The sequence below is a fragment of the Nonomuraea sp. NPDC049419 genome, assembly GCF_040676995.1.
Lineage (GTDB): Bacteria > Actinomycetota > Actinomycetes > Streptosporangiales > Streptosporangiaceae > Nonomuraea > Nonomuraea salmonea.
Window position 1 is genome coordinate 70,749 of the sequence record NZ_JBFAQB010000009.1, and the last position, 16,676, is coordinate 87,424.

The 16,676-nt window shown below is 68.9% G+C and carries 16 protein-coding genes and 1 tRNA gene; 7 read left to right on the forward strand and 10 right to left on the reverse strand.

Annotation, left to right across the window (positions count from 1 at the left end; genetic code table 11):
* Positions 1 to 2: 2 nt before the first annotated feature.
* Complete coding sequence (locus AB0K12_RS25815) at positions 3 to 248, reverse strand: cell division protein CrgA (RefSeq protein ID WP_364368533.1); 246 nt, start codon at positions 246 to 248, stop codon at positions 3 to 5.
* A 144-nt stretch (positions 249 to 392) separates the two neighbouring features.
* Here AB0K12_RS25815 and AB0K12_RS25820 point away from each other — a divergent pair, with 144 nt between their 5' ends.
* Genes AB0K12_RS25820 through AB0K12_RS25830 form a run of 3 tightly spaced genes read left to right on the forward strand, consistent with a single transcriptional unit; the run spans position 393 to position 1,736 of the window.
* Entirely contained in the window at positions 393 to 1,007 is a 615-nt protein-coding gene (locus tag AB0K12_RS25820; protein ID WP_364566164.1) for a class E sortase, read from the forward strand.
* Position 1,008: 1 nt separating this feature from the next.
* The gene (locus AB0K12_RS25825) at positions 1,009 to 1,167 is read left to right on the forward strand and encodes a hypothetical protein (protein ID WP_345393424.1); all 159 of its coding nucleotides are present in this window, start codon (positions 1,009 to 1,011) and stop codon (positions 1,165 to 1,167) included.
* Positions 1,164 to 1,736, forward strand: coding sequence for a gamma-glutamyl-gamma-aminobutyrate hydrolase family protein (locus tag AB0K12_RS25830; RefSeq protein ID WP_364566168.1), 573 nt, complete (start codon positions 1,164 to 1,166; stop codon positions 1,734 to 1,736). Before AB0K12_RS25825 ends, AB0K12_RS25830 begins: the two co-directional genes overlap by 4 nt.
* Before the next feature lie 188 nt (positions 1,737 to 1,924).
* On the opposite strand, the gene pknB is transcribed toward AB0K12_RS25830, so the two are convergent.
* From pknB to AB0K12_RS25865, 7 genes are all read right to left on the reverse strand, one after another.
* Positions 1,925 to 3,814, reverse strand: a complete 1,890-nt coding sequence (gene pknB, locus AB0K12_RS25835; protein WP_364566171.1) for a Stk1 family PASTA domain-containing Ser/Thr kinase — start codon at positions 3,812 to 3,814, stop codon at positions 1,925 to 1,927.
* An 83-nt stretch (positions 3,815 to 3,897) separates the two neighbouring features.
* Positions 3,898 to 5,268: a protein kinase gene (locus AB0K12_RS25840; RefSeq protein WP_364566174.1), complete on the reverse strand. Its 1,371-nt coding sequence runs from the start codon at positions 5,266 to 5,268 to the stop codon at positions 3,898 to 3,900.
* Positions 5,269 to 5,289: 21 nt separating this feature from the next.
* Positions 5,290 to 6,750 carry a penicillin-binding protein 2 gene (locus AB0K12_RS25845; RefSeq protein WP_364566177.1) on the reverse strand — a complete coding sequence of 487 codons (1,461 nt, stop codon included), beginning with the start codon at positions 6,748 to 6,750 and terminating at the stop codon, positions 5,290 to 5,292.
* Complete coding sequence (locus AB0K12_RS25850; protein ID WP_364566180.1) at positions 6,747 to 8,126, reverse strand: FtsW/RodA/SpoVE family cell cycle protein; 1,380 nt, start codon at positions 8,124 to 8,126, stop codon at positions 6,747 to 6,749. Before AB0K12_RS25850 ends, AB0K12_RS25845 begins: the two co-directional genes overlap by 4 nt.
* Complete coding sequence (locus AB0K12_RS25855) at positions 8,127 to 9,440, reverse strand: Stp1/IreP family PP2C-type Ser/Thr phosphatase (RefSeq protein ID WP_364566183.1); 1,314 nt, start codon at positions 9,438 to 9,440, stop codon at positions 8,127 to 8,129. It abuts the gene before it with no gap.
* Positions 9,437 to 9,907, reverse strand: a complete 471-nt coding sequence (locus tag AB0K12_RS25860) for an FHA domain-containing protein (RefSeq protein WP_364566186.1) — start codon at positions 9,905 to 9,907, stop codon at positions 9,437 to 9,439. The genes AB0K12_RS25855 and AB0K12_RS25860 overlap by 4 nt, the downstream gene beginning before the upstream one ends.
* 17 nt (positions 9,908 to 9,924) lie before the next feature.
* Positions 9,925 to 10,665, reverse strand: coding sequence for a DUF3662 and FHA domain-containing protein (locus AB0K12_RS25865; RefSeq protein WP_345393439.1), 741 nt, complete (start codon positions 10,663 to 10,665; stop codon positions 9,925 to 9,927).
* Between the two features lie 199 nt (positions 10,666 to 10,864).
* Here AB0K12_RS25865 and AB0K12_RS25870 point away from each other — a divergent pair.
* Positions 10,865 to 10,947 (forward strand) — tRNA-Leu (locus AB0K12_RS25870).
* A gap of 449 nt (positions 10,948 to 11,396) precedes the next feature.
* Here AB0K12_RS25870 and AB0K12_RS25875 read toward each other — a convergent pair.
* Positions 11,397 to 12,416: a hemolysin family protein gene (locus tag AB0K12_RS25875; RefSeq protein WP_364566189.1), complete on the reverse strand. Its 1,020-nt coding sequence runs from the start codon at positions 12,414 to 12,416 to the stop codon at positions 11,397 to 11,399.
* Positions 12,413 to 13,762, reverse strand: coding sequence for a hemolysin family protein (locus AB0K12_RS25880; RefSeq protein WP_364566192.1), 1,350 nt, complete (start codon positions 13,760 to 13,762; stop codon positions 12,413 to 12,415). The genes AB0K12_RS25875 and AB0K12_RS25880 overlap by 4 nt, the downstream gene beginning before the upstream one ends.
* A 244-nt stretch (positions 13,763 to 14,006) precedes the next feature.
* On the opposite strand from AB0K12_RS25880, the gene AB0K12_RS25885 reads away from it, so the two are divergent.
* From AB0K12_RS25885 to AB0K12_RS25895, 3 genes are all read left to right on the forward strand, one after another.
* Complete coding sequence (locus AB0K12_RS25885; protein WP_364566194.1) at positions 14,007 to 15,302, forward strand: LCP family protein; 1,296 nt, start codon at positions 14,007 to 14,009, stop codon at positions 15,300 to 15,302.
* Between the two features lie 76 nt (positions 15,303 to 15,378).
* Positions 15,379 to 16,257: a DNA-formamidopyrimidine glycosylase family protein gene (locus AB0K12_RS25890; protein WP_364566197.1), complete on the forward strand. Its 879-nt coding sequence runs from the start codon at positions 15,379 to 15,381 to the stop codon at positions 16,255 to 16,257.
* 56 nt (positions 16,258 to 16,313) lie between these two features.
* Positions 16,314 to 16,637, forward strand: a complete 324-nt coding sequence (locus tag AB0K12_RS25895) for a rhodanese-like domain-containing protein (RefSeq protein WP_355416030.1) — start codon at positions 16,314 to 16,316, stop codon at positions 16,635 to 16,637.
* Positions 16,638 to 16,676: the final 39 nt, after the last annotated feature.

Consider the following 16,676-nt stretch of genomic DNA (forward strand, 5'->3'; position numbering starts at 1 on the left):
AACTAACGCCAGCGGGTGGAAAGAACCACACCGAAGATGATGAAAACAAACCCGATCAGCAGGTTCCAGTTCTGGAGGTCGCTGAAGAAGGGAGCCTGCGGAGCGACGTAATAGACGGCGATCCACAGGATTCCGATGATCCACGCGGCGACCATCGTGGGAGCCAGCCAGCGGGGGCTGACCTTGACCTGCTGTGACCTCTGCGGCGGGGTGTAGACCGCCTTCTTGCGAGCCTTCGACTTGGGCACTGGGTAACTCCTGCTGAGGGCCTGGGCTTCCGGATCATCCGCAGGCTCTTCGGTAAGGGTAATTGAAGTGAGGCCCAGGATAGTCGCCACGCGCATCGCATGGCGATCCCCGGGCCCCGCATCGTCGCCGAATACCCTGAACGCATGCGGGCCGTGTTCCGGGCCCTCGGGGAGACCAGCATCACCGCGGGCCTGATCCTCATGCTGTTCTGCGCGTACCTGCTCTGGGGCACCGGCGCGTACACGCAGCGGCAGCAGCTGCTGCTCCAGCGCGAGCTGGCGGCCGAGAAGAGCCGCACGGCCCCGCCGGAGCCGACGGCCGGGCAGGCGTTCGCGCTGCTGCGCATCCCGCGGCTGGGCCGCGACTACCGGTACGCGATCGTCGAGGGCGTCGGCGCCGACCAGCTCAAGAAGGGCCCAGGCCACTACCCCGACAGCGCCATGCCGGGCGAGGTGGGCAACTTCGTGCTCTCGGGCCACCGCACCACGTACGCGGCCCCGTTCAACGAGATCGACCAGCTCGAACGCGACGACGAGATCATCGTCGAGACCCGCGAGGCTCGCCACACCTACCGCGTCACCTCCCAGGACGTCGTGCGGCCCGACGAGGTCGAGGTGCTGGCCCCGGTGCCCGGCAAGCCCGACATCCGGCCCATCCGCGCCTTCATCACCCTGTCCACCTGCCACCCCGAGTACTCCGCCGCCGAGCGGCTCATCGTCTACGGCGTCCTGAAGCACAGCGAACCGCGCGAGGAGTGACATGTACGCCTGGCTCTGGCGCAAGCTGCCCGGCCGCCCGCCCGCCCGCCTGCTGACGGCCGCCGTGCTGGTGCTCGCCGCGGTGGCCCTACTCTGGTACGTCGTGTTCCCGCTGATGGAGCCGGCGGTGACGCTCGATGAGGTGACGGTGAGGAAATGAGCCGCGTGCTGGTCGTGGACAATCACGACAGCTTCGTGCACACCATCGTGCAATACCTGCGGGAGCTGGGCGCCGAGTGCGACGTCCGGCCCCGCGACGGCGTCCGCGTGCACGACGCCGACGGCTTCGACGGCGTGGTCGTCAGCCCGGGCCCCGGCACGCCCGAGGCGGCCGGTGTGAGCGTCCCGCTGGTCCGCCACGCGGCGGAGACCGGCCGGCCGCTGCTCGGCGTCTGCCTCGGCCACCAGGCCATCGCGGTCGCCTTCGGCGCCACCGTGACACGCGCTCCCGAGCTGTTCCACGGCAGGACGAGCGACATCAGCCACGACGGCAGGGGCGTGTTCGAGCGCCTGCCGTCGCCCGTGCGCATGACCCGCTACCACTCGCTGGCCGTGTTGCCCGAGACCGTGCCCGCCGTGCTCGACGTGACGGCCCGCACCGCCGACGGGATCGTCATGGGGCTGCGGCACCGCGAGCTGCCCATCGAGGGCATCCAGTTCCACCCGGAATCGGTGCTGTCCGAGCACGGTCATCGGTTGCTGGGGAATTGGCTGCAAAAAATGGTGTAACAAACGTCTCGCGTAGAGCGACGTACCAGTGAGCGTCCCCGCCGTTGCCCCCGAGCGGCGGGGGCGTTTCCATGTCCGGCCCCGCTCACCGCGGGGCTTTCTCATGCGCGCAGCCGCTCACGGGCCTCAGCGAGCCCGGCAGCGCGAAAGCCGCCCCTCCGCGCAGGAGAGGCGGCTTTCAGCGTGTCTCAGCGGTTGCGCCAGCCGTCACCGTGCAGACCGCCACCGAGGCCCTCGTCGCCGATCGGGTTGTCCGTCGGCGGCTCCTCCTCGTCCGGCGGGAAGTCGTCGGTCGGCTGGTCGTCCGGCGGGAAGTCGTCGGTCGGCTGGTCGTCCGTCGGCGGCGGCGCGGTGTCCTGGGGACCGGTGGACACCGTGATCGTGATCGTGGTGCCCGGCAGCAGCTTGGTGCCCTCACCCGGGTTCTGCTGCACGACGGTGCCCTCGGGCTCCTGCGCCGGCTGCGGGGAGGCCTTGACCTTGAAGCCCGCGGACTTCAGCTGAGCCGTGGCGTCCTGCTGGGTGAGCCCGATGACGCTGGGCACCTCACGCAGCTCCTTCGGCACGAAGAGGGTGACCGAGCCGCCCTTCTCCAGCTCATCGCCGGGCTTGGGATCGGTGGCGATGACCGTGCCCTGCTCCTTGGAGGAGTTGCGGGTCTTGATGACGCCGCGCAGGCCCACCTCTTCGAGGACCTTCTGGGCGTCCTCCGAGCTCATGCCGACGAGGCCGTCGGGCACCTTGATCTTCTCAGGGCCCTTGGACACGATCAGCTTGACCGTGGCGCCCTTCTCGACCGTGGTGTCGGCGGGCGGGTCGGTCTCGATGACCGCGCCCTTCTCCACGTCGGAGCTGGCCTTCTGCACGACCTCCGGCACCAGCCCGAGCTTTTTCAGCTCCGCTTCGGCGTAGGAGCGCTCCTGCGACACCAGCGACGGGATCGCCACCTTCGTGTCGGCCGGGGTGTCCTTCCCGCTGAAGACGACGTAGCCCACCGTGATGAACGCGCCGATGATGAGCAGCGGGATGACGATCCACAGGGCGGTCTTGACGGCGTTGTTGCCGCCGCCACCCGAAGCCCTGCGCCGGCCGCCGCGGCCGCCGCCCTCGTCGTAGTCGTAGTCGGGGATCGCGTTGGTGCGCTGCGTGGCCGGGCCGCCGGCCGCATGGGTGGCGGTCATCATGCGGGTGCCCTGACCCATGGTGCCGGTCATCGCCATCGTCTGGGCGTCGGTCGGCATGCCGGACATCGCCCGCTGGATGTCGGCCCGCATCTCGCCCGCGCTCTGGTAGCGCTGGGCCGGGTCCTTCGCCATGGCCTTGAGCACGATGGCGTCGGCCCACGCCGGGATCTCGCGGTCGATCTGCGACGGCGGGATGGGCTCCTCGCGCACGTGCTGGTAGGCGATCGCGACGGGGGAGTCGCCGGTGAACGGCGGCTGGCCGGTCAGCAGCTCGTACAGCACGCAGCCGGTGGAGTAGATGTCGCTGCGCGCGTCGACCCGCTCGCCGCGGGCCTGCTCGGGCGACAGGTATTGGGCGGTGCCTATCACCTGCGCGGTCTGCGTCATCGTGGCCGCGGAGTCGGCCATCGCGCGGGCGATGCCGAAGTCCATCACCTTGACGTCGCCGGCGCGGGTGATCATCACGTTGGCCGGCTTGATGTCGCGGTGGACGATGCCGCCGCGGTGGCTGTAGTCGAGCGCCCGCAGGATGCCGTCGACCAGCTCGACCGCGCGCTCGGGCAGCAGCCGCCTGTCCTGGCGCAGCAGGTCGCGCAGCGTCCGCCCGTCGACGTATTCCATCACGATGTACGGCACGGGGGTGCCGTCGGTGACGTCTTCGCCGGTGTCGTAGACCGCGACCACGGCCGGGTGGTTCAGTGAGGCCGCCGACTGCGCCTCACGGCGGAACCGGGCCTGGAAGGTGTGGTCTCGCGCCAGGTCGGACCGGAGGGTCTTGATCGCGACTATGCGGTCCAGCCGGATGTCTCGGGCGCGATACACCTCGGCCATGCCGCCGCGCCCGACGACACCGTCGAGCTCGTAGCGACCTCCGAGTAGCCGAGGCTGAGTCATTTCCTGCACTGTCCCTTACCGTTCATCTTGGGTACCGGCCGGCTCGCGGGGCCGCCGGTGTCCATCATCGACCCCATGGCGCATCACGTCTCCTCTTTGGGCGGGTTTGTCTCACCCGGATCCGGCGTGGCGGTGGGTGTCGGTGTCGTCGGTGTCGTGGTGGGCGTTGGGGTCGGGGTGGGGGTTGGTGTCCGGGTGGTGGTCGGGGGCGGTTTCGTCGGCGTCGGCTTCTTGGTGGGAGTAGCCGACGTGCTTACCGTAGCCGACCGTGAGGGTATCGGCCTCGGTGTCCTCACCGTAACAACCGGCGGTCGCCGCGTGCTCTTCGTCTTCGACGGGCGGGGCTTCTGCCGGGTCGGCGTGGCCTTCACGGTAGGCGATTGTGTCGGTTCGGCCACCTCGGGAGTCGCCTGCGGCCGCTGCGGATCGGCGAACGTGATGGCCGTCAGCCCCACCGCCGCCACGCAGCCCGCCGCGGCCACCAGCGCGAGCGTCCGCGCGCCCCTGCGCCGCTTCTTCCGCGGGCCCTCCTGGAGCGTGGCCGGGTCGAGGTTGTCGGTGGCCAGCTCGTCCTCGGGGGCCGGCTCGCGGACGCGGAAGCCCCCCGGGTCGGTCAGCATGCTGAGCTCGGCGGCGCCGTGCACCGCCCCCGCCAGCGACTCGCGCAGCACGTACGCCCGATCGGCCACCTCGATCGCCGACCCGGGCCGCTGCGCGGGCTCCTTGGCCAGCAGCCCCATGACCAGCTCGCGCACCGCGGCCGGCACGTCGGCGCCGAGCGGCGGCGGCTGCTCGTTGAGGTGCAGCAGCGCGATCGCCACCTGGCTGTCGGCACGGAACGGCGTGCGCCCCGCCAGGCACTCGTACGCCACCACGCCCAGCGAGTAGAGGTCCGTCGAAGGAGTCAGCGGGAAACCCTGCGCCTGCTCGGGACTGACGTACTGGGCGGTGCCCAGCACCGTGCCGGTCTGCGTCACCGGCGCCGCCTCCAGGGCACGCGCGATGCCGAAGTCGGTCACCTTGATCGACCCCTCGGGGGTGACCAGCAGGTTGCCCGGCTTGATGTCGCGGTGGATGATCCCGGCGGAGTGGGCCGCGTGCAGCGCCTTGGCGGTCTGGTGCACCACGTCGAGGGTGACCTCGGGCCCGAGCGCGCCGTTGCGCGCCAGGATGGCCGACAGCGGCTCGCCGTGCACCAGCTCCATGACGAGGTAGGCGAGGTCGCTCTGCTCGCCGTAGTCGAAGATCTGCGCCACGCCGGGGTCGGCCAGCGCCGCGGTGAGCCGCGCCTCGTTCCTGAACCGCTCGCGGAACGTGGGGTCGGCGTAGATGTGGCTGCGCAGGATCTTCACCGCCACCTCGCGCCCGAGCAGCTCGTCACGGGCACGCCAGACCTCTCCCATACCGCCCGTGGCGATGCGGGAGACCAGGAGGTAGCGGTTACGGAGCCGCATGACCCAGCAGGTTACCGTCACTCACTTGTTCAGCACCGCCTCCAGCACGGCCTTGGCGATGGGCGCGGCGGTGTGACCGCCGGTCGCCTCCGCCCCGACGTTGGCGGCGCCCGACTCGACGATGACCGCGAGCGCCACCTTCGGGTTCTCCGCCGGCGCGAAGCTGATGAACCACGCGTGCGGCGGCTGCCCGTCGGAGGTCTCCGCGGTGCCCGTCTTGCCCGCTACTTGGACGCCCGGCACCTGCGCGAGGTTGGCGGTGCCGTTGGAGACGACGCTCACCATCATGTCGCGCAGCTTGGCCGCCGTCCCGGAGCTGACCGCCGTGGTGAGCTCTTCCGGGTCGGCCTCGTCGATGGTGTCGCCCTTGGAGTCGGTGACCTTGTCGACGAGGTACGGCTTCATCACCGTGCCGTCATTGGCGATGCCCGCCGCGATCATGGCCATCTGCAGCGGCGTCATCCGGTTGCTGCGCTGCCCGATCGAGGCCATCGCCACGGCCGCCTGATCCTCCTTGGGCCCGAAGTCGCTCTGCGCGACCGGCATCGGCACGGCGACCTGCTGCCCCATGCCGAACTTCTCGGTCTGCTCCTTCATCTTGTCGTAGCCCAGCTCCATGCCCATCGAGCCGAACGGCGTGTTGCAGGATCTTTCCAGCGCGTAGACCAGCGTGACCTGGCCGCTGCCGCACGCCGCGCCGCCGTAGTTGGGCAGGCTGATGTTCGTGTTGGGCAGCGGCAGCCGCTGCGGGGCCTCGACGGTGGTGTCGGGGCCGCGCGACTCGTCGTCCTCGAGGTACGCCGCCGCCGTCACGACCTTGAACGTCGAGCCGGGCGGGTAGGTCTGGGCGATGGTCCTGTTGAGCAGCGGCTGGCTCTTGTCCTTGGCCAGCTCGTCGTAGCGCTTGAACACCTTGGCCTTGTCGGTGCCCGACAGCTCGGTCGGGTCGTACGTGGGCAGCGAGACCATGGCGAGGATGCCGCCGGTCTTCGGGTCGAGCGCCACCAGGGCGCCGCGCTTGCCGCTCTGCCGCAGCGCGTCGTAGGCCGCCTTCTGGGCCTTGGGGTCGATCGTCAGCTCGACGTTGGCGCCCTTGGTCGGCTCGCCGGTGAACAGGTCGATGCTGCGCCGCAGCAGCAGGTCGGCGCTGGAGCCGTCGAGCAGCTTGTTGTGGGTCGACTCGATGGCGTCGGCGCTCTCGGGGGAGAAGAAGCCGGTGACGTGCGCGTAGAGCTTCGCGTCCGGATATTTCCGGATGAAGCGGAACCTGTTGTCGCCGGTGTCCACGGACTGCGCGATCACCTTGCCGCCCGCCGTGATGCGCCCGCGCTCGATCGCGTAGCGGTCGAAGAAGTTGCGGGTGTTGCGCGCGTCGGATTGGTACTCCTCGGCCTTGACGGCCTGGAGCCAGTTCACGTTGATCATCAGGAGCGCGAACATGGCCAGCGCGGCCACCGCCACTCGCTTCAAGGTGCCGTTCATCGCTGGAACACCTGCGTCAGTCCCTCGTTCTGGATCGCCTGGGGTGGGGGGCGTCTGGCGGCATCTGACGTTCGTACCAGGAGAGCGATAAGAATCCAGTTAGCCAGCAGCGCCGAGCCGCCCTGCGACATGAACGGCGTGACCAGGCCGGTCAGCGGAATGAGGTTGGTCACGCCTCCCACGATGATGAACACCTGCCAGGCGAGGATGAACGACAGGCCGCCCGCGAGCAGCTTCGAGTAGGGGTCGCGGGCCGCGATCGCGGTGCGCAGGCCGCGCTCGACGATCAGTGCGTAGATCATCAGGATCGCCATCAGCCCGGTCAGGCCGAGCTCCTCGCCGGTGGCGTTGAAGATGAAGTCGGAGAAGGCCAGCGGGATCAGCTCGGGGTGGCCCTGGCCGAGCCCCGTGCCGAGGATGCGGCCCGCGCCCAGCCCGAACAGGCCCTGCATGATCTGGTAGCTGCCGCCGAAAGGCCGGTCGTAGTACTCCTGGGAGCCCGGGTCGAGCCACACGTCGAAGCGGTCGCCGACGTGGGAGAAGATCTGGCCGGCGATGAACGCGCCGCCGACGAACAGCAGGATGCCGATCAGCACCCACGACGTACGCTGCGTGGCGATGTAGAGCATCACCACGAACCCGCCGAACAGCAGCAGCGACGAGCCCAGGTCCTTCTGCAGCACCAGCACGCCGATGGCGACGGCCCAGGTGATCAGCACCGGGCCGAGGTCACGGGCCCGCGGCAGGTCGATGAAGAGCAGCCGCCGCCCGGCCAGCGCCAGCACGTCACGCTTGGCGACCAGGTAGCCGGCGAAGAAGATGACCAGCGCGATCTTCGCGAACTCGGCCGGCTGGATGGTGGCCGCGCCGAACCCGATCCAGATGCGGGCGCCGTTGCGCTCCTGGCCCAGCCCGGGGGTCAGCGGCGAGATCAGCAGGACCACGCCGATCAGCCCCGCCGTGTACGTCAGCCGCTGCAGCGTGCGATGGTCGCGCAGCACCACCAGCGTCACGGCGAACAGCACGACCCCGACGCCGGTCATGATGATCTGGTTGGTGGCGGAGGCGCCGTCCATCGGGGCGTTCTCCAGCCGGTAGATCATCACCAGGCCGATGCCGTTGACCACGGTGACCAGCGGCAGGATCAGCGGGTCAGCCCAGGGGGCGAACTTCGCGAGCACCAGATAGGCGGCCAGCATCAGGCCGCCCAGGCTGAGCCCGTAGGTCAGCATCCCGGCCGGGATCTGCCCGTCCATGGCCAGGCCCACGTTGGCGTAGGCGGCCATGACGATCACCACCGCGAGCGCGAGCATGACCAGCTGCGCCACGCGCCGCTTGGCCGGCATCGGGACGGGGGTGATGTCGACTTCGCTCATCTACTGCTGTCTCGTCTTGGACTTGGTGGCGGAGGCGGTGGCGCTGGGAGTGGCGCTCGCCTCCGTCTCGGGTTCCTTCTCTTCCGCGGCCTTGTCCTCGTCGCCGAACGACAGGCTGTTGATCTTCGTCATGCCCTCGTCCACGTTCGTGACGGGGATGCCGCTCCTGACCAGCGCCTGATCGGCCTCTGACAGCTGGGACAGCTGGCGGCCAGTGGGCTTGGAGACATGGAAGAGCTGGAAGGGACCCACCTCTTTCTTGACCCCCTGGAACACGACCACCTCGCCGCCCCTTGCACCGACGAAGAACTGGTCCTGAGTCCACTGGTAACCGAAGTAGCCGCCGACGAAGACGCCGACGGCTCCGACACCGAGCACGGTGACCAGCACGGGCCACATCCGGCGACGCTTCCTCGAACGCCGGGACGAGGTCCCGGCGACCGGCTCAGCGAAATCGTCGTCGGAGAGCACCGGCTGGGGTGCGGTCACCGCGCCTGCTCGCCCCGGCGGGACGTCCTGCGGGCTCCCGTCAAGGCCGGCCATGCCCGCCGCGCCGACGATGGCGGCCTCCGCGGGCGGCTGCTGCCCGTCGGAGATCTCCAGCACGTCGGCCAGCACGCACGTGATGTTGTCGGGCCCGCCGCCCCGGTTCGCCAGATCGATGAGCTGGCGGACGACCTCTTCAGGGTCGTCGATGTTGGTGAGCGTGGCATGCAGCGTCTCCGCGCTGACCACGCCCGACAGGCCGTCGGAACACAGCAGGTAGCGGTCGCCCACCTGCGCCTCGCGCAGCGTGAGATCGGGATCGACCTCGCCGCTGCCGTCGAGCGCGCGCAGCAGGATCGACCGCTGTGGGTGGGTGGCCGCCTCTTCCGGCGTGATGCGCCCGTCGTCCACCAGCTGTTGCACCAGCGTGTGGTCGTGGGTGATCTGGTAGAGCTCACCACGTCTCAGGAGATAGGCGCGCGAGTCGCCCACGTGCACCAGGGCGACCTGGGTGCCGTTCCAGAGCATGGCGGTGAGCGTCGTGCCCATGCCTTTGAGGCTGGGATCCCGCCCCACCATTTCGTGCAGCTTGCGGTTGGCGTCGCGTACCGCTGCCTCGATGGCGTTGAGCAGGTCACCCCCCTGTTGGGCCTCTTCCAGAGAGGCCATGGCGGCGATGGCGACAGAACTCGCCACCTCGCCGTGTGCATGCCCGCCCATGCCGTCGGCGACGGCGAGCAGGCGGCCGCTAGCGTACGCCGAGTCCTCGTTTCCTTCGCGGAGGAGGCCGACGTCCGAGCGGGCGGCGTAGCGGAGTGCGATGGTCATTTGCGCAATTCAATGACTGTCTTGCCGACGCGGATCGGAACACCGAGCGGCACCGGGGTCGGGCGGGTGACTTTTGAACGGTCGAGGTACGTGCCGTTGGTGGACCCAAGATCTTCCACGATCCATTGACCGTCCTGAGGAAAGAGCCGGGCGTGCCGGCTGGAAGCGTAGTCGTCGGTGACCACCAGCGTGGCGTCATTGGCCCGGCCAATGGTGATGGGCTGCTCCGTGAGGTTGATGGTGGTGCCCTGGAGAGGCCCACCCGTGACGATGAGCTGGCGTGGCTCGCCCTTCTTGTTCTTGGGCTTGGCCACGGGTTTGGCGGGCTTCATGGCCTTACGGCCACCCGCCGGCGCGGTGCGTGAACCGAACAAGTCAGTCCGGATCACGCCGACTGCGGCAATGACGAAGAACCACAGCACCGCCAGGAAGGCGAGCCGGATCAGCAGCAGCGTGAGCTCGGACATGGACCGTCTGTCTACCCCTAATCGCGCCGGAACACCAGAGTCGTACGCCCCAGGGTCACTCGCGTGCCGTTCTGGAGCTCGATCCTGCGCACCGGCTGGCCATTGACAAAAGTGCCGTTCGTCGAACCCAGATCGACGAGAACCACATTCTGGCCCTCGACGCGCAGCTCCGCGTGATGTCGCGAAACTCCGGGATCGACGAGACGAAGATCGCAGTCGGTGCCCCTGCCGAGCAAGGTCACCGGAGTGGTGAGCTCGTAGGAGCGGTCGCCCTGCGGATCGTCCTGAGTGCTGACGAGCAGCCGCGGCCGCCCGCCGAACGCGTGAGGCCTCGACGGAGGCAGGTCGCTCGCCGGCTGGCGAATCTCGTCCTGCTCCACCGTCGCGCCGCGGATGACCCCCGAACGGATGCGGAACAAGCCCACAGCCAGATCGCCGGCGGTCTCGAAGCGAACCCGGACCGGTCCCACAAAGGAGTAGCCCTGTTCCTTGGCGTACTCCCTGGCGAGGTTGGCCAGCTCGTGGCTGATGCTGTCGGCGTAGACCTCGAGCCGTTCGGCGTCGGTCGTGGACAGCTCGACCACGAAGTCGTTGGGCACGAGCGTGCGACCTTGAGCGACGATCGCCGCACGCTCATCCATCTCCCGCTGAACCGCGCTGGCGACCTCGACCGGCTGAAGGTCAGATTTGAACGCCCGCGCAAAGGCTCCCTCAACCAGGCCTTCGAGCCTTCGCTCGAAGCGCTGAAGGACTCCCACCGGGTACCTCCCTTCCTCCGTGCATATGATCGCGGCCCCGTAGACGCATCGGCGCCCGGTCTCCGCTCGTTCCACGTGACGGTGTCACAGGCGCTCGTCGGCAGCCGCGCCCAGCTCCTCCGCTCCCGTGTCTTATGCGATCGTATCCGGGTTCAGTACCAGTGGCTGTTCCGTGCTAATGTTCTTTCCGCACCCACAAGGGCGGGTGGCGGAACGGCAGACGCGCACGGTTCAGGTCCGTGTGTCCGAAAGGACGTGAGGGTTCAAATCCCTCCTCGCCCACTCGTGTGACTGGGGGATCCTTGGTCGCAAGCCTTTCAGGCTTGCTCCCTCGGGTCCCCCTCGTCATGTCTGCCCGGGGGATAACCCCCGGACCCCCAGCGTCTTTCGCTGGCGCTCCTGGGGGCTTCGCCCCCAGACCCCCAGCGTCTTTCGCTGGCGCTCCTGAGGGGTTCGTCCCTAGGCCCCCCAGCGTCTTTCGCTGGTGCTCCTGAGGGTTTCGCCCCTAGACCCCCAGAGGTCGCTGTCGCTCCCTGGGGCCCTTCGTCCCAGGTCCCCCGCTTGGTTTCGCGGGTTCCCCTTGGTGCTTTGCTTCCCTGGGTGTCTGGTTTTCTTGCTCACCCTGTCTAAGGGGTGCTGTTTGCGCAAGGGGATCTGGGGTTTCTTTTCGGGTTGAGGGTAGGGCCCGGTGGTTGCAAGGTACTTTCATCCCCCTCCGGGCCCTTTGTGTTCTACGTCACACTTGCTGTTCTGGTGTCCAGAAGTTCGCCTACCAGGTCGGTGAGGCTCACCATTCCGATGATTTTTTGGTCTTGGTTCGTAACCAGGGCCAAATGGGATCGTTGTTCCTGTAGGGCGGTCACTGCCTCTGGGACCTGGGTGGTGCAGGGTAGCTCCGGGAGCTTGCGTAGGAGGTCGCTTGCCCTGCTTGCTGGTCTCAGCAGGGCGTCTCTTACGTGTAGCGCCCCTTCTACGCCGTTCGGGCCTTCCACCAGGAGCCTCAGGTGGGCGCTGCCTGCCGCGGTCTTCTTGATCTCTGCTGCTGTGGCGTCCTTCGTGACCTTGACTGCCTTGTCTATGGGGACCATCAAGGGCTCTATGCCCTCGTCGCCCAGGCGTAGGGCTCTGGTCAGGAGGTCGTGTTCCTCTCTGTCCAGGAGGCCCATGCGGCCTGATTCGCCTACCAGCATGGCCAGCTGTCGGGGGGTTCTCGTCGTTGCCAGCTCGTCTCTCGGCTGGACGCCGAAGAGGTGGAGGATGGCGTTCGTCAGGGCGTTCAGGGCTGCCAGCAACGGGCGCATGACCGTCGTGAAGGCTCTGAACGGGAGGGTGAGGATCAGGGCCGCTCGTTCCGGATGGGTCAGGGCCCAGCTCTTCGGGGCCATCTCCCCTACGACCATGTGCAGGAACGTCACCAGGGCCAGGGCGAAGGTCAGGGCAATCGGCAGGCGCATCGCCTCTGGGATGCCCACTGCTGCGAACACTGGCTCCAAATAGTGTTCAATCGCCGGCTCTGTCACCTGGCCCAGGCCCAGTGTGCAGAGGGTGATGCCCAGCTGGGCGCCTGCGAGCATCAGGGAGAGTTGTCTGCTGCCGCCTGCTGCTGAGCGGGCGGTCATTCTGACCAGGCGGTTGCCTGTCGCGCCTATCTCCTCCAGGCGGTGGCGTCTTGACGAGACGAAGGCGAACTCCGCTGCTACGAACAACGCGTTGAAGGCCAGGAGCGCGATGCTCAGGACGATCATGCTCATCCGGTCGTCGCCTCCGCGTGTTTGAGCGGGGTCAGGCGGACCCACTCCGGGACCCGGCGGTGGAGGGACATGACCGTCAGCTCCGCCAGGGTTTCTTCCTGGTCGTCCGCGAAGGGGTCGGTTTCCTGGGTCATCGGGACCGTCACCTTGTCGCCCTGGTCGGGCATTCGGCCCAGCTTTGCCAGCACCAGGCCGGCCAGTGTGTCGTAGTCGTCGCTCTGTGGCAGTGCCAGACCTGTCGCTCGTTCCACTTCGTCCAGGCGTAGGTGGCCCGGGACTTCCCAGACTCCTCCTGGATGTTCCACTGCTCCTTGTGGCTCTGGGTCGTTCTCATCCACCAGTTCGCCGACCAGTTCTTCCGCCAGGTCCTCGATCGTGATGACCCCGGCCAGGCCGCCGTACTCGTCTATGACGCAGGCGATGTCGTCGCGGGCCGTGCGCATGCGGTCGAGGACCACCGGGAGGGGCAGTGAGTCGGGCACCAGGAGTGCCGGGCGGGTGATGGCGGCTATCGTGCCGGTCTCCACGCCCGTCGTCAGCAGCTCGCGTACGCCCGTCACACCGGCCACGTCGCCCTCCTCCGTCACCACCGGGTAGCGGGAGTGGCCGCAGTCCTGCATGACGGCCAGCAGGTCGGAGATGGGTTGCGAGGCGCGGAGCACCACCACCCGGGGGCGGGGGACCATGATCTCCTCGGCCGTGCGGTCGCCGAACTCCAGAGCCCGCTCCAGGAGGTCGGAGAGCCGGGCGGGCAGCTCGCCCGCCTGGGTCGACTCCGCGATGATGCGGGACAGCTCTTCAGGCGTCGCGCCGTGCTCCACCTCCTCCACGGGCTCGATGCCGACCCGCCTGAGCAGGCCGGTGGCGGCCGAGTCGAAGAGCTTGACCACCGGGCCGACGATCGCGAGGTACGCCAGCGTCGAGCGGGCCAGGAACTTGGCCACCTGCTCGGGCCTCGCGATGCCGAGGTTCTTGGGGGCCAGCTCGCCGAAGACCATCTGCACGACGGTGGCGACGAACACGCCGGCGGCCACGGAGATCCCGGTGATCATGGCGTCGGGCAGGCCCAGGTCGGTCAGCCAGGGGCGTACGAGGGAGGCGATCGCCGGCTCGGCCAGGAAGCCGACCAGCAGGGCCGTCACCGTGATGCCGAGCTGTGCGCCCGAGAGCATGAAGGACAGTCGGGAGGTGACCTGGAGTGCCTTTTCTGCGGAGGTGTCGCCGGCGGCGGCCTGCTCACGCAGGAGGCTGCGGTCGGCGGCGACGAAGGCGAATTCCTGGGCGACGAAGTAGCCGGTCGCCGCGGTCAGGAGCAGGAGGGCCAGCAGCCCGAGATAGGCGCTCACCGCGGTGAGCCCTCAGAGGAACCCGTGCCCGAGCACGGGCGAAGACTCCACGGGTCCGGATCGGACACGATCTTCCTTTCGATAGCGGTCGTCCATAACCGTAACGATGCTGGTGGCATCTATGTTTCCGCAGTGACTCTCCGCTGGTTCCGCGTACTTTTCCGTAGGAAATCCTTGGCGGAGCGTCTTCACTGGCGAGGGTTGGACGTAGCGTTTATGGCAAACCGAAGGGAAAGAAGGCGAAGTGTCTGAGGACGACCGGACGCGGGCTTACCGCTCGCCAGGCGACGGCCGCCCGCTGCCACCGCGGCCCGGTGACGGCCTGCGCTCTGGAGGCGCACCCGCGCACCGGATCCCGCCCGGAGGGCCGACGCCGCCAGGAGGGCAGGGCCCCGTGCCTGGGGCGGGGGCGCCCACCCAGAAGCTTCCCACAGCCGCCCCAGAGGGCCCTGCGGAGACTCCGCCGCGCAGGGGGTCCTCCAGGGTCTACGGGCGCGAGCGGGCCGGCGAGAGCCCGGTCAGGCCGCTTCGCTCGCGGTCCGGCGGTCCCGCCGAGCCCCGGCCGCCCAAGGGGCCGCGCAAGAAGATCTCCGGCAAGGCGATCCTGTCGATCATCGCCGGGTTCCTGGTGCTGCTGCTCGTCGCCGGGGTCGGGTTGTTCTTCTGGGTCAACTCGCGGCTGACGGGCATCGAAGGGGTGCTCGACGAGTACGAGGGGCGGCCCGCCGACACGCCTGGCACCAACTGGCTGCTCGTCGGCTCCGACAGCCGCAAGGGTCTGACCGCCGCCCAGCGGAGAAAGCTCGCCACCGGGCGGGCCGCGGGGCAGCGTACGGACTCGATGATGCTGCTGCACATCCCCGCGGGGAGCGACGCGCCCACGCTGGTCAGCCTGCCGCGCGACTCCGCGATCACCATCCCGGGCAGGGGGCGCGACAAGCTCAACTCCGCCTACGCCTTCGGCGGGCCCAAGCTGCTCGTCCGCACGGTCGAGAACGCCACCGGCGTGCACATCGACCACTACATGGAGATCGGCTTCGCCGGGTTCGTGGACATCGTGGACGCCGTCGGCGGGGTCGAGATCAACGTACGGGCCGCCGTCAACGACCCCAAGGCCGGGCTCAAGCTGAAGAAGGGCACCCAGGTGCTGACCGGCTCACAGGCGCTCGGCTACGTACGCACCCGCAAGGGCGGCGCGCTGCCCGACTTCGAGCGGACCAAGCGGCAGCGGCAGTTCCTCAGCGCGGTCGTGAAGAAGGCCGCGAGCCCCGGGGTGCTGCTCAACCCGTTCACCGCGATCCCGCTGGCCGCGAGCGCGACCGACGCGGTCGAGGTCGACTCGGGCACCGGGGCGTTCAACATGCTGTCGCTGGGGCTCGCCATGGGCGACAGCCCGGTGACGACGGTGGTGCCGTTCGGCGGCACGGAGCGCGTGGCCAGCGGTGACGCGGTCAAGTGGGACAGGACGAAGGCGCTCGCGCTGTTCAACGCGCTGAAGGAGGACAAGCCGGTGCCCAAGGAGGTCGTGGACGCCGGCTGACGGGCCTCACGTCACGGTGGTGACCACGACGGCGGCCGTTCTGGGGACAGTTCCGTGCGGGCCGTACTCTGGGGGCATGCCCGAACTTCCCGAAGTCGAGTCGCTCACCGGCTTCCTGCGCGAGCGGGCCGTGGGCCGCGCGATCGCGGGGATCGACGTGGTGGCCATCCAGGCGCTCAAGACGTTCGACCCGCCCGTCACCTCCCTCGGCGGGCTGACCGTCACCGGCGTGAGCAGGCACGGCAAGTTCCTCGACCTCGACTGCGACGGGCTGCACCTGGTCATCCACCTGGCCCGCGCCGGGTGGCTGCGCTGGCGCGACGACCTGTCGGGGGCCAAGCCGGTGCGGCCGGGGAAGGGGCCGCTGGCCGTACGCGTGCGGCTGGCGCCCGACGACGAGGGTCTGGCGCCCGGGTTCGAGCTGACGGAGGCGGGGACGCAGAAGCGCCTCGCCGTCTATGTCACGAAAAATCCGGACGAGGTGCCCGGCATCGCCGCCCTCGGCCCCGACCCGCTCGCCGAGTCGTTCACCGTCGAGGCGCTCAAGCGCATCGTCGGCGGCAAGCGCACCCAGATCAAGGGCCTGCTGCGCGACCAGAAGGTGATCGCCGGCATCGGCAACGCCTACTCCGACGAGGTGCTGCACGCGGCCAAGATGTCGCCCTTCAAGATCGCCGCGACGCTGACCGACGCGCAGGTCGCCGACCTGCACGAGGCCATCGTGACCACGCTGCGCGACGCCGTCGAGCGGGCGCACGGGCTCGCGGCGAAGGACCTCAAGGCGGAGAAGAAGTCGGGGCTGCGGGTGCACAACCGTGCGGGGCAGCCGTGCGACGTGTGCGGCGACACGATCAGGGAGGTCTCGTTCGCCGACTCCTCGCTGCAGTACTGCCCGACCTGCCAGACCGGCGGCAAGCCGCTGGCCGACCGGCGCCTGTCCCGCCTGCTCAAGTAGGGCGTGCTCTCTTGGGCGTGTCCGGTGCACGGCCCCGGGCACGCCATGATGGAGTCATGACCGTTCCTGAGATCGAGGCCAGTGCCGTGCCCGCAGACGCTTACCTGCTCGACGTCCGCGAGCAGGACGAATGGCTGGCGGGCCACGCGCCGCAGGCCGTCCACATCCCCATGACGCAGATCCAGGGCCGGGTGGAGGAGGTCCCCGGCGACCGCACGGTCTACGTCGTGTGCCGGGTGGGCGGGCGGTCGCTGCAGGTCGCCGCGTGGCTCAACCAGCTCGGACGCGAGGCGGTCAACGTCGGCGGCGGCATGCAGTCGTGGGAGGCCGCGCGGAAGCCGATGGTCAGCGAGACGGGCCAGGAGCCTTTTGTGGCGTAAGTCGCCCACTATGGCGATTTGACCCTCTCTAAGGCAAAA